This window comes from Segatella paludivivens DSM 17968 = JCM 13650, from assembly GCF_000373185.1.
Lineage (GTDB): Bacteria > Bacteroidota > Bacteroidia > Bacteroidales > Bacteroidaceae > Prevotella > Prevotella paludivivens.
In genome coordinates this window covers 1-23,261 of the sequence record NZ_KB890655.1, presented here as the reverse complement: position 1 = coordinate 23,261, position 23,261 = coordinate 1, and the positions used below count along the sequence as shown (strand labels likewise).

Genomic DNA, 23,261 nt, shown 5'->3' with positions numbered 1-23,261 from the left:
CAGGTGTAAAGACGGTGACGTCAAAGCCGAGCACTACTAATTGCCCGAAACTTTCTTTCGGGAGGTCATACTTTGAGTTGTTTAAGATAGTGGTAAGAACTAAGGTTTCTTACAGTTTGCTTGTGAAAAATACGTCATAACCCATATCAGGTGGTTATTGCGGTGGTGTCCCACCTCTTCCCATTCCGAACAGAGAAGTTAAGCCCACTTGCGCCGATGGTACTGCAATACAATGCGGGAGAGTAGGTAGCCGCCTTCTTTTAAANAGAAGCCTCGAAGATAGCAATATCTTTCGAGGCTTTTTTGTGTTTATATAATCCGAGCTATCCGATATTTCGGATAACTCTCGGATTAATCTGATAACTCCGATAAATCTGATCGCTTCTGCTTATTATTTTTGGATTATCTTTTGGTAAAAATAATTTTCTTAGGAATCTTTACCCACTTGCGGTTTACTACAATTTTTATAGTGCTTCCTTCTTTCTGTTCTAGTTCATAAGTTCCATTAGACAACCTTTTGAGTGTACCTTCAAGGTCTTCGCTACCGTAATCATTTGTTATCTCTAATTTTGCGGTAACAGAATCGGCGATTTCAGCACTAGTGAATAACCATTTTCTTGTGTCTCTGTTTGCTCCGAAATATCCTGGTAACTCACCATATATTTCTTGATTAGGGACAATGATATTCTTCTTGTAGAAGTCCATATTGATGTATACTTGATACTCTCCATTGTATATGTAACCTTTGAAGACAGAACTTCCCTGAGCATTTGCTGAAACAGTTATAAATGCTGCTAATACAGAAATGATAATCTTTTTCATATATCGAAATTTAGTTATCGGCAAAGATAATAGTTTATATCAAGAAAAAAGCGGAATTTATTAAAATATAGTTCTTAAAGTTTGCTTTTTTGGAATTTTATATTATCTTTGTACGACATTTATTTGGTTTTGTATGGGGAAAAATATCAATATTCCTGATTATATATTTGAGTCTAGTTGGGAGGTCTGCAACAAAGTTGGAGGCATATATACTGTGCTTTCTACAAGGGCAAAAACATTACAGGACGAATTTATGGACCACGTGATATTTATAGGTCCAGACTGTTGGTCTTTAGAGAATGTTTGTCCTTATTTTACAGAGGATATAACTTTATTTTCAGATTGGCGTATTAAGGCTTGTAAATCAGGAATGAAAGTTAGGGTTGGAAGATGGAATGTTCCAGGCAATCCAATTGTTATATTGGTGGATTTTTCTCCTTATTATAAAATTAAAGACGACATTTATAGCAATTTGTGGAATTATTATCATGTGGATAGTCTTCATGCTTATGGGGATTATGATGAAGCATCTATGTTCTCTTATGCTGCTGGAAAGGTCGTTGAAAGTTTCTATAACGATAATATAGAGAAGTCTTCAAAAGTTATATACCATGGAAATGAATGGATGACTGGATTAGGACTTCTGTATATAAACCACGTTTTACCACAGATTGCAACAATATTCACTACTCATGCTACAAGTATAGGAAGAAGTATTGCTGGAAACAATAAGCCTTTGTATGAATATCTTTGGGCTTATAATGGTGACCAAATGGCTGGCGAATTGAATATGCAAAGTAAACATTCTATAGAAAAGCAAACAGCTTTGTATGTAGATTGTTTTACAACTGTAAGCGATATTACAGCTGTGGAATCAAAAGAATTATTAGATAAAGCCGTAGATGTAGTATTACCTAATGGATTTGATGATGATTTTGTTCCTACAGGGGCTGAATATATTAGTAAGCGTAAAAATGCTCGTAAGCGCCTTTTGAGTATAGCCAATGCACTTACTGGATCTGAATACAAAGATGATACGATTATAGTTTCAACGAGTGGCAGATATGAATTCCGTAATAAGGGTATTGATGTTTTCATTGATGCCATTAATAGACTGGGAAAAATTGAAAATCTTAAAAGAAAGGTCGTCGCTTTTGTTGAAGTCCCTGGTTGGGTATCTGCTCCTAGAGAAGATTTGCGTGAGAGGCTTAATAGTGAAAACACTTTTTGCACGCCTCTAGATAATCCAAATGTTACGCATTGGTTACACAATATGAATAATGATAATGTACTGAGCATGATGCAATATCTTGGTATGAAAAATTCAATACATGACAATGTTCAGCTTATTTTTATTCCTTGTTATCTTACAGGTGATGATGGTATTGTGAATATGAATTATTATGATATTGTGTTAGGTAATGATCTTTGCTTATATCCTTCATATTACGAGCCATGGGGATACACTCCTCTTGAAGCAATTGCTTTTAAAGTGCCATGTATAACAACAGATTTAGCTGGTTTTGGACTTTGGGCAAATACAGTTAAGGGATCTGATAGTAAGCTAGAGGATGGTGTAGAAGTTGTACATCGAACTGATTATAATTATGATCAGGTAGTCAATGATATAACAAAAACAATATATCAATTTGCGTTATCGACACCTGATGAGATTAAAAAAATACGCAATAATGCTCAGAAGCTATCTAAAAAAGCCTTGTGGAGTAAATTTATCATGTATTATCATGATGCATATGACTTTGCATTGCAAAAAGCATCAAATAGAGTTTGAAAGATTTTTTTGAGATAAAATATAAATTTGAGATTTATGAAAATTAAAGCAGATTACGTTAACACTCCTCAATGGAAGGAGTTGACTGTGAAGTCTAGACTTCCGGAGCAGTTGAAGTGTCTCGATGAACTTGCACACAATATGTGGTGGGCATGGAATTATGAGGCTAGAAACCTGTTTAAAAGTCTTGACGAGAACATTTACGAAGAAGCAGTGTTGAATCCTGTTGTGCTTCTTGAACGACTTAGTTATGAGCGTAAAGAGGCCATTGTAAAGGATAAAGCTATTATGAAGAAAGTAAAAGAAGTATATGCAGACTTCCGCGCTTACATGGATGCAAAGCCCGACAGCAAGCGTCCTTCTGTAGCTTACTTCAGTATGGAATATGGTTTAAGTCAGGTACTAAAGATTTATTCAGGTGGTCTTGGTATGCTAGCAGGTGATTATCTAAAAGAGGCTTCTGATAGTAATGTAAACCTTTGTGCGGTAGGTTTTCTTTATCGCTACGGTTACTTTACACAGAGCTTAAGCATCGAAGGCCAACAAATTGCTAAATATGACGCGCAGAATTTCAATTCTCTCCCTATAGAGCGACAGCTCGATGAGAATGGGAATCCTCTTATCGTTGATGTCCCTTATACAAATTATTTGGTTCATGCTTATGTTTGGCGTGTTAATGTAGGTCGTATCAGTCTTTATCTTCTTGATACAGATAATGATATGAATTCTGAGTTTGACAAGCCTATAACACATTCGTTATATGGTGGTGATTGGGAGAATCGTCTTAAACAAGAAATATTATTGGGTATAGGCGGTATCCTTACGCTTAAGAAACTTGGCATAAAGAAAGATATCTATCATTGTAATGAAGGACATGCTGCATTGTGTAATCTTCAACGTCTTTGTGATTATGTTGGTTCTGGACTAACTTTCAATCAGTCTATAGAACTTGTTCGTTCTTCTTCACTCTATACGGTACATACTCCTGTTCCTGCAGGTCATGACTATTTTGAAGAGTCTCTTTTTGGTAAATACATGGGAGGATATCCTGCAAAGTTAGGTATATCTTGGGATGAATTTATTGGAATGGGGCGTCAGAATCCAGATGATCATGGAGAGCGTTTCTGTATGTCTACATTTGCATGTAATACGTGTCAGGAAATAAACGGTGTAAGTAAATTGCACGGTTGGGTTAGTCAGAAAATGTTTGCTCCATTGTGGAATGGATATTTCCCTGAAGAAAACCATGTTGGTTATGTCACCAATGGTGTACACTTCCCGACATGGGCAGCAACTGAATGGCGCAAGATATACGATAAATATTTTGATCCAAACTTCATGAACGATCAAAGTAATGAAGAAATTTGGCACGGAATATACAATGTTTCAGATGATGAAATCTGGAAAACGCGTATGGCACTAAAACAGAAGTTGGTTGATTATATACGTGAAAAGTTTACACAGTCTTGGTTACGCAATCAGGGAGATCCTGCACGTGTTGTCTCACTTTTACAGCGCATTAATCCAAATGCTTTGATGATAGGTTTCTGTCGTCGTTTTGCAACTTATAAGCGTGCCCATCTATTGTTTACAGATCTGGATCGCCTTTCTAAGTTGGTTAATGATCCTGAACATCCAGTTTTATTCTTCTTCTCTGGTAAGGCTCATCCTGCAGATGGTGCAGGTCAAGGACTTATAAAGAGAATATATGAGATAAGCCAGCGTCCAGAATTCCTAGGCAAAATTATATTCCTTGAGGATTATGACATGCAGTTGGCGCGTCGTCTTGTTTCTGGTGTTGATATTTGGATGAATACTCCAACACGTCCTCTTGAAGCATCTGGTACATCTGGCGAGAAGGCCGAGATGAACGGTGTTGTAAACCTTTCAGTTCTTGATGGTTGGTGGGTTGAAGGATATCGTAAAGGCGCTGGTTGGGCTCTCCCTCAAAAGCGTACTTATGAGAATCAGGCATACCAAGATCAACTTGATGCCGCTACAATATATAGTTTGTTTGAGAATGATATCATACCTCTTTATTACAATCATAATAAGAGGGGATATAGCGAAGATTGGATTAAGGTTGTGAAAAATTCAATTGCGACAATAGCACCTCATTATACAATGAAGCGCCAGTTGGATGATTATTATGATAAGTTCTATATTAGACAATCTATTCGTGCAAAGAAACTTGCTGAGAATAACAACAGTCTTGCCAAGGAAATTGCACAATGGAAGGAAACTGTAGCAGAGCGTTGGGACTCAATCAATGTTGTCGCTAAAGATACATCTTTGCTTGAAAATGGTGGTGAGACCGGCGTTAAGTATTCTGTAAAGTATGTAATTGACGAACAAGGACTTAATGATGCTATTGGTTTGGAGCTTGTTACATTAAAAAATGACAAGAGCAATGACGATCATCAGATATATGCTATACACCAATTCAAAATGATAGGTCATGAAGGTAATAACTATACTTTTGAGGCCGAAGTTGAACCAGATCAAGCAGGTGCATTCCGTAGTTGTGTTCGTATGTATCCAAAGAATGTTAATCTACCTCATCGTCAGGATTTCTGCTATGTAAAGTGGCTTGATTAATAAAGATAAATGACTAAGTAAGTAAGATCAGTATATTCTGTTCTTGCTTATTTTAGAATATCATAAAAAAAGGTCGCATAGAATTTTCTATACGACCTTTTAATATGTAATATATTAAATCTTATACAATATATTGTGAAGATATACTCTTGTTGTCAACAACGCGACGTATTGTTTCCGCAAACATTTCAGCAACAGACAATTGCTTAACTTTAGCGCAACGGTTAGAATAAGGAATAGAATCAGTGAAAACAATTTCCTCAAGAGCAGAACTCTCTACACGTTCAGAAGCTGGACCACTCATAACGCAGTGAGAAGCACATGCGCGAACTGTCTTTGCACCAGCTTTTTTCATTATGTCGGCAGCCATTGTTATAGTACCAGCGGTATCAACCATATCATCAATGATAACAACATTTTTGTCTTTTACATCACCGATAATCTGCATGCTGGCAACAACATTAGCTCTTGCGCGAGTTTTGTTACATAAAACGAGTGGACAACCTAAATATTTTGCATATGTATTTGCGCGCTTGGAACCACCAACATCAGGAGAGGCAATGACCAAATCTTTGAGATGTAATCCCAAAAGATAAGGAAGAATTACTCCCGAAGCATAAAGGTGATCAACAGGAACATCAAAGAAGCCTTGAATCTGGTCTGCATGTAAATCCATTGTTATCAGCCGATCAATTCCTGCAACTCTTAGTAAATCTGCCACAAGTTTTGCACCGATGCTGACTCTTGGCTTGTCCTTACGATCCTGACGAGCCCATCCGAAATATGGAACAACAGCTATGATATGGCGTGCAGAAGCTCGCTTCGCAGCATCAATCATAAGGAGTAATTCCATTAAATTGTCGGAATTTGGAAATGTACTTTGTACTAAAAATACGTCGCGTCCACGGATTGATTGTTCGTAAGATACGGCAAATTCTCCGTCAGAGAACTTCGTTACAACTAAGTTACCTAACGGGCATCCCAAACTGGCACAAATCTTTTCAGCAAGATATCTTGTTTTTGTACCGGAGAAAACCAAAAAAGAGTTATTTTCACTCATTTCTATTAGCGTTTATATTGAATATATGTACTTTCTATATGATTTAAGATCAGCCTACAGCTTTTCTCAATTTTTCAAAATGTAAGATTAGTTCTTTATAGTCTGTTTCGTTGTGTATATTGAATCTGTTCCAAAGATCTCCACATATGACAACACCACCAAATCCTAAGTCCTTGGCATATTTTATGTTATCAATGCTCATACCTCCTAGTGCATAAACCTTCTTATCAATAAGTCCTTTTTTATATGCATCTACAAGTTGATCATTATTAAATGATGATTTCTCATCACTAAATTCAATACAATCAAAAATGTTCTTCAGAAAGACGTAATCTGATTTCTTCTTTATATCTCTTAGGTTTTCTAAGTTATCGCAAGTTTGACTAATTCTGCCCTTATACCCCTTTGGAATTTCCAAGTTAGGTGTATCAAGATGAATACCACCAAGTTTATATTCATTTTTTAGATAAAAGTGATCGTGAACAGTTATCTTACTATAGTATTCCTCAGGAATTAATGAAAGCAGCCTCTCTGCATATAGGGGAGACGAACCTGGTTTGTAAAGATGAAGGTTATCCAATCCCTCGTCGAAGAGTGAGACAAGAATTTTGTCTTCTTCCACAAAAAATGTGGATTTTGTCATTATAATCAGCTTCATTGCATTTCTTGTTTTCACGTGCAAAAGTATGAAAATTCTCTCAAATAAGCAATTATATCGTATTAAAAAGTTATCTTTGCATAATAAAAATAATTATAATCAATAATGAATATCGATATTACTGATTTTTCAGGCCTCAATGAGCCTATATATATATTGGAAGAAAAGAAACTTCGTAATAATCTTAAGCTTATATCAAATGTTGCCAAAGATGCAGACGTTGAGATCATATTAGCGTTCAAGTCTTATGCTCTTTGGAAAACTTTTCCTATTTTCAAGGAATATATAAATGCCACTACTGCTAGCTCTCTATCAGAAGCCAAATTGTCTTATGAAGTGTTCGGAAACAAAGCTCATACCTTTTCACCAGCTTACACTGATTATGAAATAGATGATATCGCAAGGTGTTCTAGTCATTTGCAGTTTAATTCAATGACTCAATATGAGCGTTATCATGCGCGTGCGCGGTCTGTCAACGAAAACATCAGTTTTGGACTACGTGTCAATCCTGAATATTCAGAAGTTGATACATTACTTTATAATCCATGTGCTCCAGGTACACGTTTTGGAATTTCTGCAGATAAATTGTCAGAACATTTACCTTCGGATATAGATGGATTTCATTGTCATTGCCATTGTGAGAGTGGTGCTGATGTGTTTGAACGCACATTGGTTCATATAGAAAAAAAGTTTTCAAAATGGTTCCCACAAATTAAATGGATTAATTTTGGCGGTGGACATCTTATGACGCGTGATGATTACGATACTTCTTTACTTATTAAGACATTGAAAGAGTTTCATAATCGTTATCCGTGGTTGAAAATAATTCTTGAACCTGGTAGTGCTTTTGCTTGGCATACAGGAGAATTAGTTTCACAAGTTGTGGATATTGTCGAAGATCATGATATTAAAACAGCTATATTAGATGTCAGCTTTACTTGTCACATGCCTGATTGCCTAGAAATGCCATATTTTCCGGTAGTGAGATTTGCTAATCATTGTGATGAAAATACTTCGTCACCTTTTATATATAGATTGGGCGGAAATTCTTGTTTAAGTGGTGATTTTATGAGTTTTTGGAAATTTGATAATGAATTAAAGATAGGAGATAACATCATTTTTGAGGACATGCTACATTATACAACAGTAAAGACAAATACATTTAATGGTATTACTCATCCTTCAATAGGCATAGTCCATCTTGATGGTAGTTTGGAAATTTTGCGTAAGTACGATTATGAAGACTATAAAAATAGAATGGATTAATGTGAAGAATATGATTTGATGAAAAAAAAAACAAAAAAAATTTGCAAGTTAAAAAAAAAACCTTACCTTTGCAACCGCATTTAGAGAAATGCTCCTAGTTAATAGGGTAATGCGGAAATAGCTCAGTTGGTAGAGCACGACCTTGCCAAGGTCGGGGTCGCGGGTCCGAGTCCCGTTTTCCGCTCAACATTCTGAATAGAGCCAAATAGGAAGGATTCTTCTTAAACCTGCCCAGGTGGCGGAATTGGTAGACGCGCACGTTTCAGGTGCGTGTGTTTTACGACGTGCAGGTTCGAGTCCTGTTCTGGGCACTATTTATTCAGAGTGCATTACATTGTTGGAGAGGTGGCGGAATTGGTAGACGCGCTACTTTGAGGGGGTAGTGAAAATTATTTCGTGGGAGTTCGAGTCTCCTCCTCTTCACCATGGTAATTGTTATTATTTTTCTCTGCGGAAATAGCTCAGTTGGTAGAGCACGACCTTGCCAAGGTCGGGGTCGCGGGTCCGAGTCCCGTTTTCCGCTCTTTTTTTCAAAGGGAAACATACAATTCAATGAACTTATATTTAAGATATTTTGATCAAGAAACATTAGTCTCTAATGTTGAAGAAGCACTTGATTTTTTAGGTTCTATTCCTGAAATTGGTTTAAATCAGGACTTGGAAGCTGATATTCGAGACTATGTCGCTAGTGATGTTTTTTATCCAAAAAGGTACAAAGTGCGCCAGCGTGTCTATTTCATTATTATAAAGACAACAGCACCAACTATGGCAGATTTTAAAGAGAAAAAGGCGTTACGTCCAACCGTACCAGTAGTGGAAAAGCATGATTTAGCCGCATCAGCAATGACACGTCTTACCGAGACTCAACCTGGTTGGTACGAAGGTGTTATTGATTTTAAGCGTGTGGTAATGATTCCGGCTACTGGCAAGCATGAGTATCGTGATACACATTTCGTTGCACAGTGTAAAGCTAATTCTGGTCAGGATTGTTATACCCGTATTGTTGATTATTTGCGTGGAAGAGTGGATAGTAGATCACAATTTCCATCAGCAAAAGGAAAAAGTTTCCATTTCAAGTATCTTGGAATGTGGAAATAAATAATATGTTATTTTAAATCATTTTGAAATATGAACAAGGTAATGCTTATAGGGTATGTCGGCAAGGATCCGGATGTAAGGTATTACGATGCGGATCAGGCTGTTGCACAGTTTTCTTTGGCAACAACAGAACGTGGTTATGTTCTTCAAAATGGAACAAAAGTACCCGATCATACAGATTGGCACACTGTTTTAGCGTGGAGTGGTCTTGCTAAAATTGTGGAGAAATACGTTCACAAAGGTGACAGAATATATGTAGAAGGGCGTATTAGGTATCGTAGCTATGATGATCACAAGGGACAGCGTAGATATGTTACAGAGATTCTTGCTGAAAATATGGAATTGTTGTCTCCTAAGATGAATACTCAAGAAGCAGGTAGTTCACCATCTGAATCTATGAGTGGGAATAGTAATCAGAATATGAACGATAGTCAAAACGTTTCTGATGATTCTGATAATGAAGACAATTCTGCATTACCGTTTTAAATTAGATATAAACTTGAAAAATTGGATATAACATTTTTTACTGAAGGATTGTCTGATATTAGTTTTCAATCCCCATCGGTTGGAATATTATTAACTGCTGTATTAACAGTAGTATTACTATTGTTATCTGGTTTTGCAAGTGGTTCAGAGATAGCTTTCTTTAGTCTAACTCCGACGGATATAGCATCACTGGACACAGAAAAAAGTTCAAAGGACAGAAATATAGAAATGTTGCGTAATGATAGTGAACGTACATTAGCTACAATTCTTATTACAAACAATTTTGTTAATGTCCTTATTATAATGCTTTGCAACTTGATTTTTGATTCCTTATTCAAATTCGGTGCAAGAGCTTTTTGGTTTGAGTTTATCAGCAAAACTGTTTTATTAACGTTCTTATTATTGCTTTTCGGTGAGATTATGCCAAAAATATATAGTCGTCAGGATTCTTTGAAATTCTGTCGAATGTCTGTTAATGGTATCTTGATATTAAGAAAGTTTTTCTGGCCTTTGGAATGGGTACTTATTGCTAGTGGACTTCTGGCGGAGAAAGTAGTTCAAAAGAAAAGCCGACAGTTAAGCGTAGATGATTTGGAACAAGCTTTGGAGCTTACCGACAAGGAAGATATAAAAGATGAGCAGAGTATGCTCAAAGGAATAATAAGATTTGGTGATGAAACTGCTAAAGAAGTAATGACGTCACGTCAGGATATTTTTGATTTAGATATTAAAAGTTCTTATGACGAGGTGCTGAAATGCGTTGTTGATAATAATTATAGCAGAATACCTGTATATCAGGATAGCACTGACAATATTAGGGGAATTCTTTATATTAAGGATTTGCTACCTCATTTGCAGAAATTGCCTAATTTCAGATGGCAAAGTCTGATACGTCCTCCGTATTTTGTTCCTGAAACAAAGAAAATAGATGATTTATTGCGTGAGTTTCAAGAAAATAAAGTGCATATTGCTATTGTTGTTGATGAGTTTGGTGGAACAAGTGGACTTATAACTTTAGAAGATATTTTGGAAGAAATAGTAGGTGAGATTAATGATGAATATGATGACGATGAGGATGCGTATTCTAAATTAAATTACAATACATATATATTTGAAGGTAAAGTTTTACTTACAGATTTCTGTAAAATTCTTGATATTTCCGCTGACGAATTTTCAGAAGTGGAAGGGGATGCTGACTCTTTAGCAGGATTGTTGTTGGAGATAAAGAGTGATTTCTTGAGTGTTCATGAAAAAATTGATTATAAGAATTATACGTTTGAGATACTTTCTATTGATGAACGTAGAATAAGTAAGGTTAAAGTTATCGTACATAAATAATCATATCAATATGCCTGTTGTTTATATTAAGGAAGTAGCTCCTGATGTAAAATTGGGATTATGGAAGATGGAGGAGAGTGCCTTGCAATTCTTGTCTGATTCTTTAGATGTGAGGGAACTGTTTGATTCTGAAATATTTGCATATAAAAGTGATAGTCGTAGGCAGGAAAAACTTGCTGTGTACTCATTATTATGGAAAATGACAAACAGCAAAATAAGAATATCTCATAATGAAGATGGAAAGCCTATTGTTGACGGATACAATATAAGTATAAGCCATACTCGTGGATACGCTTCTGTGATACTGTCGAAGCTTAAAAATGTGGCAGTTGATATAGAATATTATAGTGATAGGGTAGCAAGAATAGCAGATAAATTCATAAGAGAAGATGAAATAGCCACAGATATAGCTTCACAATTGATAAATTGGAGCGTTAAGGAAACTGTATATAAATACTTTTCAGAACAAAATCTTCAATATTTTGACATGAAGTTAATGCCTTTTGAAGAATTTGAAAATATAAAGCGAGTATTAAACTTGAAAACGAGTAGTTATCTAGATGTTTATTATGAACTAAATGATAAATATGTTCTCACATATACTTATCACAAAGACTGATGTAAAGTAATAGATTTGTAAAATAGATTGAACTCTATTTCTATAATAGATAAAAAAAAGGAGAACTTTAATAGTTCTCCTTTTATATTTATAAGTGATAATGATTATTCACCTTTTATTGCAGCAACACCAGGAAGTACTTTACCTTCAATAGCCTCAAGAAGAGCACCACCACCAGTAGAGATATAAGAAACCTGATCAGCAAGACCGAACTTGTTTACACAAGCAACAGAGTCACCACCACCGATAAGAGAGAATGCACCTTCTTTTGTTGCAGCGGCAACAGCTTCTGCTATAGCCTTAGAACCACCTGTGAAATTATCAAATTCAAATACGCCAGCAGGACCGTTCCATAGAATAGTCTTAGAACCCTTTATAGCTTCTGCAAAAGCCTTACGTGTCTCAGGACCTGCATCCATACCTTCCCAGCCTTCAGGGATTGCATTAGAAGCGCAAACTTTTTGATTAGCGTCGTTAGAGAAATCGTCAGCGATAATAGAATCAGAACCAAGAACAAGGTTTACGTTGTTTTCTTTAGCCTTCTTGATTATATCAAGTGCTATATCAAGTTTGTCATTTTCGCAGATACTTTTACCAATCTCGCCACCCATAGCCTTAGCGAAGGTATATGTCATACCACCACAAAGAACCAAGTTGTCAACCTTGCTAAGTAAGTTTTCTATAATACCAATCTTTGTTGAAACCTTTGAACCACCCATGATGGCTGTGAAAGGACGCTGGATATTGTTAAGAACTGCATCAACAGCTTTAACCTCTTTTTCCATAAGGAAGCCCAACATCTTATTGTCTGTGTCAAAGTAGTCAGCGATGACAGCTGTAGAAGCATGCTTACGGTGAGCAGTACCAAATGCATCCATTACGTAGCAATCAGCGTAAGAAGCAAGTTTCTTTGCAAAATCTTTTTGGCGACCTTTCATTTCTTTCTTAGCCTCGTCATACTCAGGAGTACCCTTTTCAACACCAACTGGCTTACCTTCCTCTTCAGGATAGTAACGAAGGTTTTCAAGGAGCAAAGCTTCGCCTGGCTTAAGAGCCTTAGCCTCTGCATCAGCATTACCACAATCCTTAGCAAACTTAACGTCTACACCAAGAACTGCAGAAACATTCTTAACGATCTGTGAAAGTGAAAGCTCTGGTTTAACTTTGCCTTTAGGCTTGCCCATGTGGCTCATCATAATCAAAGCACCACCATCGGCAAGAACCTTCTTAAGAGTAGGAAGAGCGCCGCGAATACGAGTGTCGTCTGTTACAATACCTTTTTCATCCAATGGAACATTGAAGTCCACGCGAACGATAGCTTTCTTACCTGCAAAGTTGAATTGTTCGATTGTCATTTTACGTTTATATTTTTAAGTTAAAAATTTATCTTATTTAATTTACGTATAATAGTGTAACCTATCTTATGCAAAGATAATACTTTTAATTAAGAATAGGAAATGTATTGTTGAGAATTAAAATTTTTTTGTACACTATAATCTTTAATGTCATATTGAGATTACATTTCTTAATCTTCATATTCTGTGGTGTCTAAGATGCCTGCTTGAGCCAAAGCTTCTTTTCTTTCGACGCATGTTCCGCATTTTCCACAATGCTTTTCGCCCCCTTTGTAGCAGCTCCATGTCTCAGCATAATCAATACCCAATTTTTTGCCTATTTTAGCAATTTCACCTTTCGTTATGTTGGTGTATGGAGCGAGAACTCTTGCCTCTACATAGGTGCCAGTGCTTGCAGCTTTGTCTATGGCCTTGATGAATTCTGGTCTGCAATCGGGATATATAGTGTGATCACCTGCATGGTTGGCAATAAGAACGTTCTTCAATTTGTGGCTTTCAGCTATGCCGACTGCTATAGAAAGCATAATACCATTGCGAAATGGAACAACTGTTGATTTCATGTTTTCGGCCGCATAATGTCCTTCTGGAATTGCATCAGAACCTTCAAGAAGAGAACTCTTGAAATATTGATGTATGAAATCAAGGTTAATAGTGATATGCTTGATTCCCAGTCTTTCGCAATGCATTTTGGCATAAGGGATTTCCTTTAAATTATGGTTACTTCCATAATTGAAGCTAATTCCAAGTGCAATTTCGTCTTTCTTGTCATAGAGTAGTGTGATACTGTCCATACCGCCACTTACTATTATTACAGAATCTTTCATACTTTTTATATATTAATGTTGTTATCCAAATAAAGCTCTCAGTGCTTCTTCAACCTTTCTCACAGGATGCAATTCTATTTTATATTTGCTATGTGCAAATCCTTTTAGGTTGTATTGAGGAATTATCATGTGCGAAAATCCTAATTTTTCAGCCTCTGCAATGCGTTGTTCTATTCTGTTAATAGGACGCACCTCTCCGCTTAGTCCTACTTCTCCAGCCATACACCAGCCTGTTTCAATAGCAGTGTCTACATTACTTGATAGGACTGCTGCAATGACACTTAGGTCCATAGCTAAGTCTGTTACTCGCAATCCTCCTGCTATATTTATGAAAACATCTTTTTGCATAAGCTTAAATCCTACTCTTTTTTCAAGTACGGCCAAAAGCATATTCAGACGTCTTTGATCAAAACCTGTTGCGGAGCGTTGCGGAGTGCCATAGGCGGCAGATGAAACAAGTGCCTGAGTTTCAACAAGGAATGGTCTTACTCCTTCTATTGCTGAAGAAATAGCGATGCCAGAAAGTCCTTCGTGGTCTTGTGTGAGTAACAATTCAGACGGATTTGAAACTTGTCTTAGTCCATCTTGTCGCATTTCGTATATGCCAAGTTCAGAAGTACTTCCAAATCTGTTTTTTATTGAACGTAATATTCTGTACATATAATGTTGATCACCCTCAAACTGTATCACGGTATCCACGATATGCTCTAATATTTTAGGTCCAGCAAGAGTTCCCTCTTTGTTTATGTGCCCAATAAGTATAACCGGAATACCACTTGTTTTCGCAAATCTTAATAAAGCTGATGCGCATTCTCTTACCTGAGTTATGCTTCCAGGCGAACTATCCACGTCACTTGTATACATAGTCTGTATTGAATCAATAATCAGCAATTCCGGTTTTACATTCTTCACATTGTCGAAGATACTTTCCAAAGAGGTCTCGCAAAGCACCATTATGTCATTATCACATCCAATTCTGTCTGCTCTCATCTTAATCTGATGCGCACTTTCTTCACCGCTGACGTAAAGGACTTTGCGCTCATTCATCTTCAATATTGTTTGCAGAGTCAGAGTACTTTTTCCAATACCAGGTTCACCGCCAAGCAATACGATGCTTCCTGGTACAAGCCCTCCTCCAAGCACTCGATTAAACTCTTCGTCGTGCATGTCAATTCGAGGCTCATCCTTAGCCGATATTTCGTTAAGATTTTGTGGTTTATTATTACGGTTTAATCCGCTAACCACAGCATTTGCTGCAGACTTTGCGGCAAAAGAACCAGAATCGTTAGAAATTCTTATTTCCTTGAACGTATTCCACTGTCCGCAGCTAGGGCATTTGCCTATCCACTTTGCAGATTCTTGTCCGCAGTTATCACATACGTATGCTATTTTATCTTTGGCCATTTTTCATTGCTTGTTATTTATCCACAAAAGTACTAAGATTTTTTTAGAGTTACAAAATTATTTATTACTTTTGCAAGATGTGCAACATGTTACAAATAATGTATATATAAATTATGAGATTATTTAAATTAAATATATTACTCCTTATCTCCGTTTTATTCTTTGTTTCTTGTGGTAAGTCTTACGATGAACAGAAAAAAATATCTGTTCAGGAGCGTAAACGTCTACATACAGAAGATTCTTTAGCATTAAAGATTGCAGTAATGCCGACATTGGACTGTATGCCAATTTATCTTCTGAAAGAAAAACAACTTTATGATTCGTTGAAACTGGATATACGTCCACGTTTTTTCAATGCGCAGATGGATTGTGACACCGCAATAATCAACGGAAGGGTAGAAGGCCTTGTAAGTGATTTGGTTCGTACAGAAAGCTTGCGTAGACGTGGCATTAAACTTAATTATCTGTCTTCAACAAATGCATATTGGCAGTTGTTTACTAATCGAACAGCGAGATTGAAATATTTAAACCAATTAGGTGATAAAAAAATTGCTATGACACGCTATTCCGTAACTGACTATCTTACAGACAGAAGTATGGATACTGTGAAGACAAAAGCAATGTTTTACAAGGTACAGATAAATAATGTGTTTATAAGATTGAACATGTTACTGAATAACGAAATTGATGCTTTATGGCTTGCTGAACCACAAGCTACGGTAGCGAAAATTCATAACAATGTTATGTTGCGAGACAGTCGCGATTTTAAAATCAATTTCGGTGTACTTGCTTTTAGGAATGATTTGATTAAAGATAAACGCAGAAAAACTCAATTAAAAGAATTCATCAAAGCCTATAATCAGGCTTGTGACTCATTGAATACTAGAGGTTTGTATCATTATAGCGCCATTCTTAAAAAGTATTTCAGAATTGATGAAGGAGCAATAAAAGCATTGCCAAAACTAAAATATCGACATATTGCAGCCCCTATATCTTCTGATATCACTAAGGCTAACAACTATATAAAGTCTCATGAATAATTTTATAGCTCAATTACAAACAGTTTTTTCTGACATTATTGTCAAAAGAGATCTTTCTTCTGCATTAAAGAATATTAAAGAGTTCTTTCAATTTATGAATATTACTCAATATGATGCTCGTGTAGAAGAGGTTGAATCTGGATATAGTTTGATGAAAGATTATATGTCCAGAGGTTATAAAGATGAAATGCGCGAAAGTTTGTATGTTGATATGTTGCGTAAGCTTTATACTGTTGCTTTTGATTCTTCAAATGATGTATTGATTTCTAATGGAAGTTATAATCATAGTGCATCAGAAAAATCTGGAATGATTAATCTTAATGAAGAAGATATCAGTGGGACATTTGAGAGATATGTTCAGGATTTGGCCATGGCTTCTCTTCAACCAGATAACATTCAGCATGATATAGAAGAGAAAATTATTCATGAACATCAGATGTATTTGTCTGCGTTGTTTGATGCAATAATAGTATCTCCATATTGGAATGAAGGGATTTGTGAAAAAATGACCGCAACTCTTTTGAATCCACTGCTTGATGTTTCTGACGTATTGAATATCCTTAGTGGAATAACTTTAAGTTCGACACATCTTTTCGATTACTGGCGTTTTAAGACTTTACATAATGTATTTTTTGCTAGTGTTGACGAAAATATAAAGCAACGTGCGTTCGTAGGGTGGGCATTTATGTTAAATACTTTTGGAATAACATTATTTAAAGAGGCAAAAGAATTGTTTGCCCATGCTTTGGATGGTACTACAGATTTGCGGCATCAACTATATGAATTGCAATTACAGGTTATATATTGTTCTGATGCAGAGCAAGATAATGAAAATATACAGAAGAATATAATGCCTGATCTTTTGCGCAATGGAAACTTTAAGATTACTCGCTCTGGAATAGTTGAAACCGAAGAGGATTCTGTTGACGATATAATACATTCTGACGAGGCAGATAAGAAAATGGAACAGATGGAACAAAGCTTTAATAAGATGTTGGATATGCAGAAGCAGGGTTCCGATATCTATTTCGGCGGCTTTTCTCAAATGAAAAGATTTCCATTTTTCTCAGTAATAAGCAACTGGTTTGCTCCATTTGATATTGATAGTCCTAATCTCTATGATGTTAAAGAAAAGTTGGGCAATATAAAATTGCTTGATTCATTATATAAAAGTAATTCTTTCTGTGATTCTGATAAGTATTCTTTTGCCTTTGCAATAGTTTCAATAATAGATCAGATTCCAGAGAATATGCGCGAAATGATGAATACAGCAGATTTCTTCGGTATGTCTGTTGAAGATTCAAATACTCAATCTCCAATTTATATAAGGCGTAGATACCTTCAGGATCTTTATCGCTTTTTTAAGCTGAATCATCATAGATCTGATTTTGATAGTCCTTTTATAGACTCTAAAGTTGCTGATGACAAGATTATGCTACTTAGTAATTTTGTTAAATACGAAGAGTTTTCTAATGAAATATTGTCTTTGGCAAAGTTTGCTCTCAAACAGCATCGTTGGAATTTGTTAGATGTATTGCTTTCGCATTTTAAACTGACAGAGGATTTAGTAAAGCAAAAGTTGGATTGTGATAGTTTAAAATGGCACTATTATCTAATGGGAGCGTTGTTTATGCACCGACAGATGTATGATGATGCTTGTAAAGCTTTTAAGTCGCTATTAATTTTAGAAGGATCAGAAAAGGCTGGTATAGACAGATCTCAACTGAATTTTAATACAGTAACAGAATTCATTGATACTCCTATTGATTGTGTAGATTTGGAAAGTTGTAAAGAGAGTGTATTAAAGTCTTATGCATTATCTGCACTAAGATCTGGTGATAATTCTCTTGCAGCCAAATGTTATAAGATATTGTCTAGCAAAAATAGCTTGTTCAAGTATAAGTTATACAATGCTATAGCCTTGATTGGATTAGAAGATGCGGATTCTGCGCTGTCTATATTGTTTCCTTTAGACATAGAGCGTGATGATGCAAACGTTAAAAGAACAATCGCATGGGCTTTATTAGTGAAAAAGGATTATATAAAAGCTGAAAAATATTATGATAAGCTCTTGTTGTCTGAAAATATTGTGTTGGATGATTATCTTAATGCTGGATATTGTAAATGGATTCTCAATAAGAACAGTGAAGCTGTCATATCGTTTAAGAATTGGCTGTCTACCAAAAAGTCTGAGGATAGTATAAGCGATGCCTTTAATTCGGATAATAATATTTTAAAGGCTGCTGGTATATCTGATATTGATATAAAGTTAATGATCGATATAGTAAATGAATAAAAAAAAGTGCAAATTATAATAGGTTCACAACCTTATAATTTGCACTTTTTGTATAGTTGTATTCTTACTATGAGTTCATAGAAAGAAGAAATTCATCATTATTTCTTGTACGAACCATTTTGTCGTGAATTGAATTCATAGCTTCTATTGGATTCATGTCGCTTATATACTTACGTAATATCCACATTCTGTCAAGAGCAGTCTTTTCCTGCAATAAGTCATCACGTCTAGTGCTTGATGCTACTAGGTTGACAGCAGGGAATATTCTCTTATTGCTTAATGAGCGGTCAAGTTGCAATTCCATGTTACCAGTACCCTTGAATTCCTCGAATATAACCTCGTCCATTTTACTACCGGTATCAATAAGAGCCGTTGCTATTATGGTAAGCGAACCGCCACCTTCTATATTTCTTGCAGCACCGAAGAATCTCTTTGGTTTTTGCAATGCGTTAGCATCAACACCACCAGTCAATACCTTTCCACTTGCAGGACTTACTGTATTGTATGCACGTGCAAGACGTGTAATAGAATCAAGGAATATAACAACGTCATGTCCACATTCTACCATTCTTTTGGCTTTTTCAAGCACAATTCCTGCTATTTTCACATGTCTTTCAGCAGGTTCGTCGAAAGTAGATGCTATAACTTCTGCGTTTACAGTGCGTGCCATGTCGGTAACTTCCTCAGGGCGTTCATCAATAAGAAGCATCATCAGATATGCTTCAGGATGATTTGCAGCAATAGCATTTGCAATGTCTTTCATGAGGATAGTCTTACCAGTCTTTGGCTGTGCAACAATAAGTGCACGCTGTCCTTTTCCGATTGGTGAGAATAAGTCTACGACTCTTGTAGAAAGATTTGTTGTTGCTCTGTCTCCGCAAAGAGTGAATTTCTCGTCAGGGAAGAGTGGGGTGAGGTGTTCAAATGGAATTCTGTCTCTTACCTCATTTGGATTTCTTCCATTAATTTGGTCAATGTTTGTAAGAGGGAAATATTTCTCACCATCGTGAGGTGGTCTTACGTGGCATTGTATAACGTCACCTGTTTTTAGACCATACTTCTTTATAATATTCGTAGATACATATACATCGTCAGGTGATGATAGGTAATTATAATCACTTGAACGCAAGAAACCGTATCCGTCTGGCATTACTTCTAGTACTCCATTTGCTGTGATTAAATCAGAAAAATCAAATTTTTCTACACTAGTTGGCTCAGGTCTTTGGAAAATCTGTTGTGCTGGTGCTGGTGCAACTGTTGTTGTAGGATTATCAAACATATCATAGTTTGGTACAACTCCCTGATCCTCTATAGGTAAGTCAACAACTGTTATGAAATCAGTTCCGTCAGCTGGATCTCCGTTCCAATAACCATCAGGACTTGTTGTTTCGGTATTATCATCCTCAACATCTTTATTGTGGTCATTGAGTTTTGCCTTTAGTTGATTTAAAAGCTCATTTTTCTCATTGTCGTCATTGTTATCTTCGATAGAAGAAAACGCTGCTTCAGGAATAAAATCATTCTCATTATTATTTGAGAAGAAATCTTCTTGTTTTTCGGTCTCAATATTTTTATTGAGTTCACTATTGTCGTTGTATTCATCGGCATTAGTTGAATCATCATTCGTATTTTCCATTTGTTTTGCAGCTTCAGCTGCAGCAATGAGTTCCAATTCCTTTTTAGACTTACGTCCGCGATGCTTAGGCATCTTCGCAAGAATTTCTTCAGGAGAAGGTTCATCTTCAATATCTTTAAATAATGGCTTTGAGTCTGTGGTTGTCATGTTTTTTTTCTTTAAATCTAAGTTTTCACCATCTTTGCCTTTAACTGTATATATGCGGTCTGTGTCTTTCTTGGCAATTCTGGTGCGTTTTCTTTTTGCTACAAGAGGATTTTTGTTACCTTCTTCTTCTGCCTGTTTGTCAAGAATAGCATATATCATGTCTTCCTGACTGAAGTCAGTTTTATAGTCAGCACCTAAATTCGTAGCGATGTCCTCTAATTCAGAGGCATCTTTAGATAATAGTTCATCCTTGCTATACATATTATTGTATATGAAAATTTTTTGATTGAATAGAAATGTGTTTCACGAAGAGAAACACGGTTGTGTTAAAATTCTTTGCAAAGATAATATATTTTTTTGAAAGCACAAAAAAAGAGACGGCTTTTTTCAAGCCGTCTCCTTATTATTTTATGGAAGAATTTTAATTATTCTCCTTTTTCCATTTTTGCTTTAAGATCTGCAAGAACGTCAAGGTCACCAAGAGATGTACCTGCTGCTACATTATTGATTTGTGTAGCTTCGTTCTTGTGAGCTGTATGCTGCTGCTTGTGAGCTGGTTTAGCTGTTGCAACCTCATCTTTGCCCTCTTCGAATGTACGGCTGTGAGAAAGGATGATTCTCTTTGTTTCCTTTACGAATTCAATTACCTTGAATTCTAGTTCCTCGCCCTGCTGAGCCTGTGAACCATCTTCCTTAACTAGGTGCTTAGGAGTTGCGAAACCTTCACCACCCTCATTAAGAGTGATAACTGCACCCTTGTCCATCATTTGGGTAATCTTACCTGCGTGAACAGAACCAGGAGTGTAGATTGTCTCGTATGTATCCCAAGGATTCTCTTCAAGCTGCTTGTGACCAAGGCTCAAACGACGATTTTCCTTGTCAATGTCAAGAACTAAAACATCGATATCTGCACCAACTGTTGTGAATTCTGAAGGATGCTTAACTTTCTTAGTCCAAGAAAGGTCGCTGATATGGATAAGACCGTCAACACCTTCTTCAAGTTCTACGAAGATACCGAAGTTAGTGAAGTTACGAACCTTTGCTGTGTGCTTGCTGCCTACAGGGTACTTAGTTTCGATGGCCTCCCAAGGATCTTCCTTAAGCTGCTTGATACCAAGGCTCATCTTACGCTCGTCGCGGTCAAGAGTCAAAATAACTGCCTCAACCTCGTCACCTACGTGCATGAACTCCTGAGCTGAACGCAAATGCTGGCTCCAAGACATTTCACTAACGTGGATAAGACCTTCAACACCTGGCTGAATTTCTACGAAAGCACCGTAGTCTGCGATAACAACAACCTTGCCCATAACATGGTCACCAACCTTAAGGTCAGCGTTAAGAGCATCCCAAGGATGAGGTGTAAGTTGCTTCAAACCAAGAGCGATACGCTTCTTCTCCTCATCAAAGTCAAGGATTACAACGTTAATCTTCTGGTCAAGAGTAACAACCTCATGAGGATCGCTTACACGGCCCCAAGAAAGGTCTGTAATATGTATAAGTCCGTCTACACCGCCAAGGTCAACGAATACACCGTATGATGTAATGTTCTTAACAGTACCCTCAAGTACCTGACCCTTTTCAAGGTGAGAGATAATTTCTTTTTTCTGTGCTTCCAACTCAGCCTCAATAAGAGCCTTGTGAGAAACAACAACATTGCGGAATTCCTGATTGATCTTTACGACCTTGAATTCCATTGTCTTGCCTACGAATACATCGTAGTCACGTATTGGATGAACGTCAATCTGACTTCCTGGAAGGAATGCCTCAATACCGAATACGTCAACAATCATACCGCCCTTAGTACGGCACTTAATATAACCCTGAATGATTTCCTCATTCTCAAGAGCTGCATTAACTTCATCCCAACTCTTGTTAAGGCGAGCCTTACGATGAGAAAGTACCAACTGACCTTTTTTGTCCTCTTGGTTTTCTACGTAAACTTCAACCTTGTCACCTACCTTGAGGTCAGGGTTGTAACGAAATTCTGATGCAGGAATGATACCATCGCTCTTATAACCGATGTTAACAACAACTTCCTTTTTGTCAAGGGCAATAACTGTTCCCTCAACAACCTGATGCTCCTGAATTTTGTTCAGGGTTTCGTCGTAAGCTTTTTCTAAATCTAGCTTCTCAACGTTTGCGCTTGAACCATTCTCAAATTCTTCCCAATTGAAGTCTGTTAATGGCTGTACGTTCTTTAAATCTGACATGTAAATAATAAATTTTTAAAATTAATAAAGTTGGACTTTATGTTAAATGAGTCAATCCCATATATTATGGGGTCGCTCGAAATCGCGTGCAAAGGTACATCTTTATTGATAAATTGAATTCTTAATTAATAGCTTTTCTTTGTGGTTTATAGTTATTTAACTGTTTTAGAATATTTTATTATTTAATTTGGGCTCACGTTACTATTATAACGAATTCATAAGGTTTTTTGGGGGGCATAAGATTCCTAGTAGTTACGACTATTCTTTTGGGGGCATCGTCAATTTATAATGATGATATACTCTATTAATGGGCCTGGAAATGTGACAACCATATTGGCATAAATGATAATTTATACGGTTCTTCTTTAATTTAGTTGAATTTAAACCTAAGAATAAGTCCTATATATTCTACCTGTAATTTATATGTAATTAACTATAAATCAATTATTTATGTTGCTAAAAATTAGGATGTTTGACAAATATTTTGTATATTTATATCGCTAAACGTAAATAACGAAATAATGTCAGAACATCCTAATGCCCACAAAGTTACAACAAATAATCAAGAAACATTGCATGGATATATGTCAAAGATTAATTTTTCTGTAGGTC

General features: G+C 36.3%; 17 protein-coding genes, 4 tRNA genes and 1 rRNA gene. 14 read left to right on the top strand and 8 right to left on the bottom strand.

Annotated features, from left to right (window positions below; genetic code table 11):
• Nucleotides 1-146 precede the first annotated feature (146 nt).
• Nucleotides 147-259 (top strand): 5S ribosomal RNA (gene rrf / locus B045_RS0109735).
• Between the two features lie 143 nt (nt 260-402).
• On the opposite strand, the gene B045_RS0109730 is transcribed toward rrf, so the two are convergent.
• Nucleotides 403-822 carry a hypothetical protein gene (locus tag B045_RS0109730; protein ID WP_018464077.1) on the bottom strand — a complete coding sequence of 140 codons (420 nt, stop codon included), beginning with the start codon at nt 820-822 and terminating at the stop codon, nt 403-405.
• A 133-nt stretch (nt 823-955) separates the two neighbouring features.
• Between B045_RS0109730 and B045_RS0109725 the strand changes: the two genes are divergently transcribed.
• Together B045_RS0109725 and glgP are read left to right on the top strand one after the other, a co-directional pair.
• On the top strand, nt 956-2,614 hold the full coding sequence (locus tag B045_RS0109725; protein ID WP_018464076.1) for a glycogen/starch synthase: 1,659 nt from the start codon (nt 956-958) through the stop codon (nt 2,612-2,614).
• Nucleotides 2,615-2,650: 36 nt separating this feature from the next.
• A complete protein-coding gene (gene glgP / locus B045_RS0109720; RefSeq protein WP_018464075.1) occupies nt 2,651-5,212 on the top strand; it encodes an alpha-glucan family phosphorylase in 2,562 nt (853 codons plus the stop codon).
• A 121-nt stretch (nt 5,213-5,333) separates the two neighbouring features.
• Here glgP and B045_RS0109715 read toward each other — a convergent pair whose 3' ends face one another.
• Nucleotides 5,334-6,272 (bottom strand): ribose-phosphate pyrophosphokinase, encoded by a 939-nt coding sequence (locus B045_RS0109715; protein ID WP_018464074.1) that lies wholly within the window; start codon nt 6,270-6,272, stop codon nt 5,334-5,336.
• 49 nt (nt 6,273-6,321) lie between these two features.
• Nucleotides 6,322-6,930, bottom strand: coding sequence for a beta/alpha barrel domain-containing protein (locus B045_RS0109710; RefSeq protein WP_018464073.1), 609 nt, complete (start codon nt 6,928-6,930; stop codon nt 6,322-6,324).
• Between the two features lie 105 nt (nt 6,931-7,035).
• On the opposite strand from B045_RS0109710, the gene nspC reads away from it, so the two are divergent.
• From nspC to B045_RS0109665, 9 genes are all read left to right on the top strand, one after another.
• Complete coding sequence (gene nspC, locus B045_RS0109705) at nt 7,036-8,196, top strand: carboxynorspermidine decarboxylase (RefSeq protein ID WP_018464072.1); 1,161 nt, start codon at nt 7,036-7,038, stop codon at nt 8,194-8,196.
• A gap of 111 nt (nt 8,197-8,307) precedes the next feature.
• Nucleotides 8,308-8,380: transfer RNA gene (locus B045_RS0109700), tRNA-Gly, on the top strand.
• A 45-nt stretch (nt 8,381-8,425) separates the two neighbouring features.
• Nucleotides 8,426-8,507, top strand: a tRNA-Leu gene (locus B045_RS0109695).
• 28 nt (nt 8,508-8,535) lie between these two features.
• Nucleotides 8,536-8,622, top strand: a tRNA-Leu gene (locus tag B045_RS0109690).
• A 24-nt stretch (nt 8,623-8,646) separates the two neighbouring features.
• A tRNA-Gly gene (locus B045_RS0109685) sits at nt 8,647-8,719 on the top strand.
• Nucleotides 8,720-8,748: 29 nt separating this feature from the next.
• A complete protein-coding gene (locus tag B045_RS0109680; RefSeq protein WP_018464071.1) occupies nt 8,749-9,294 on the top strand; it encodes a hypothetical protein in 546 nt (181 codons plus the stop codon).
• Nucleotides 9,295-9,324: 30 nt separating this feature from the next.
• Nucleotides 9,325-9,780, top strand: coding sequence for a single-stranded DNA-binding protein (locus B045_RS0109675; protein ID WP_018464070.1), 456 nt, complete (start codon nt 9,325-9,327; stop codon nt 9,778-9,780).
• Nucleotides 9,781-9,801: 21 nt separating this feature from the next.
• On the top strand, nt 9,802-11,118 hold the full coding sequence (gene gldE / locus B045_RS0109670; protein ID WP_018464069.1) for a gliding motility-associated protein GldE: 1,317 nt from the start codon (nt 9,802-9,804) through the stop codon (nt 11,116-11,118).
• Between the two features lie 10 nt (nt 11,119-11,128).
• Nucleotides 11,129-11,737: a 4'-phosphopantetheinyl transferase family protein gene (locus B045_RS0109665; protein WP_018464068.1), complete on the top strand. Its 609-nt coding sequence runs from the start codon at nt 11,129-11,131 to the stop codon at nt 11,735-11,737.
• Nucleotides 11,738-11,841: 104 nt separating this feature from the next.
• Here B045_RS0109665 and B045_RS0109660 read toward each other — a convergent pair whose 3' ends face one another.
• The 3 genes from B045_RS0109660 to radA all read right to left on the bottom strand — a co-directional run bounded on the left by B045_RS0109660 (nt 11,842) and on the right by radA (nt 15,320).
• Entirely contained in the window at nt 11,842-13,092 is a 1,251-nt protein-coding gene (locus tag B045_RS0109660) for a phosphoglycerate kinase (RefSeq protein WP_018464067.1), read from the bottom strand.
• 170 nt (nt 13,093-13,262) lie between these two features.
• On the bottom strand, nt 13,263-13,916 hold the full coding sequence (gene queC / locus B045_RS0109655; protein ID WP_018464066.1) for a 7-cyano-7-deazaguanine synthase QueC: 654 nt from the start codon (nt 13,914-13,916) through the stop codon (nt 13,263-13,265).
• A gap of 21 nt (nt 13,917-13,937) precedes the next feature.
• Nucleotides 13,938-15,320 (bottom strand): DNA repair protein RadA, encoded by a 1,383-nt coding sequence (gene radA / locus B045_RS0109650; RefSeq protein ID WP_018464065.1) that lies wholly within the window; start codon nt 15,318-15,320, stop codon nt 13,938-13,940.
• A gap of 113 nt (nt 15,321-15,433) precedes the next feature.
• Here radA and B045_RS0109645 point away from each other — a divergent pair, with 113 nt between their 5' ends.
• Nucleotides 15,434-16,360: an ABC transporter substrate-binding protein gene (locus tag B045_RS0109645; protein ID WP_018464064.1), complete on the top strand. Its 927-nt coding sequence runs from the start codon at nt 15,434-15,436 to the stop codon at nt 16,358-16,360.
• Nucleotides 16,353-18,656: a tetratricopeptide repeat protein gene (locus B045_RS0109640; RefSeq protein ID WP_018464063.1), complete on the top strand. Its 2,304-nt coding sequence runs from the start codon at nt 16,353-16,355 to the stop codon at nt 18,654-18,656. Before B045_RS0109645 ends, B045_RS0109640 begins: the two co-directional genes overlap by 8 nt.
• A gap of 67 nt (nt 18,657-18,723) precedes the next feature.
• Here B045_RS0109640 and rho read toward each other — a convergent pair whose 3' ends face one another.
• Both rho and rpsA read right to left on the bottom strand, forming a co-directional pair.
• Nucleotides 18,724-20,700 (bottom strand): transcription termination factor Rho, encoded by a 1,977-nt coding sequence (rho, locus tag B045_RS0109635; RefSeq protein ID WP_018464062.1) that lies wholly within the window; start codon nt 20,698-20,700, stop codon nt 18,724-18,726.
• Nucleotides 20,701-20,864: 164 nt separating this feature from the next.
• Nucleotides 20,865-22,649, bottom strand: a complete 1,785-nt coding sequence (gene rpsA / locus B045_RS0109630) for a 30S ribosomal protein S1 (RefSeq protein ID WP_018464061.1) — start codon at nt 22,647-22,649, stop codon at nt 20,865-20,867.
• Nucleotides 22,650-23,261 lie beyond the last annotated feature (612 nt).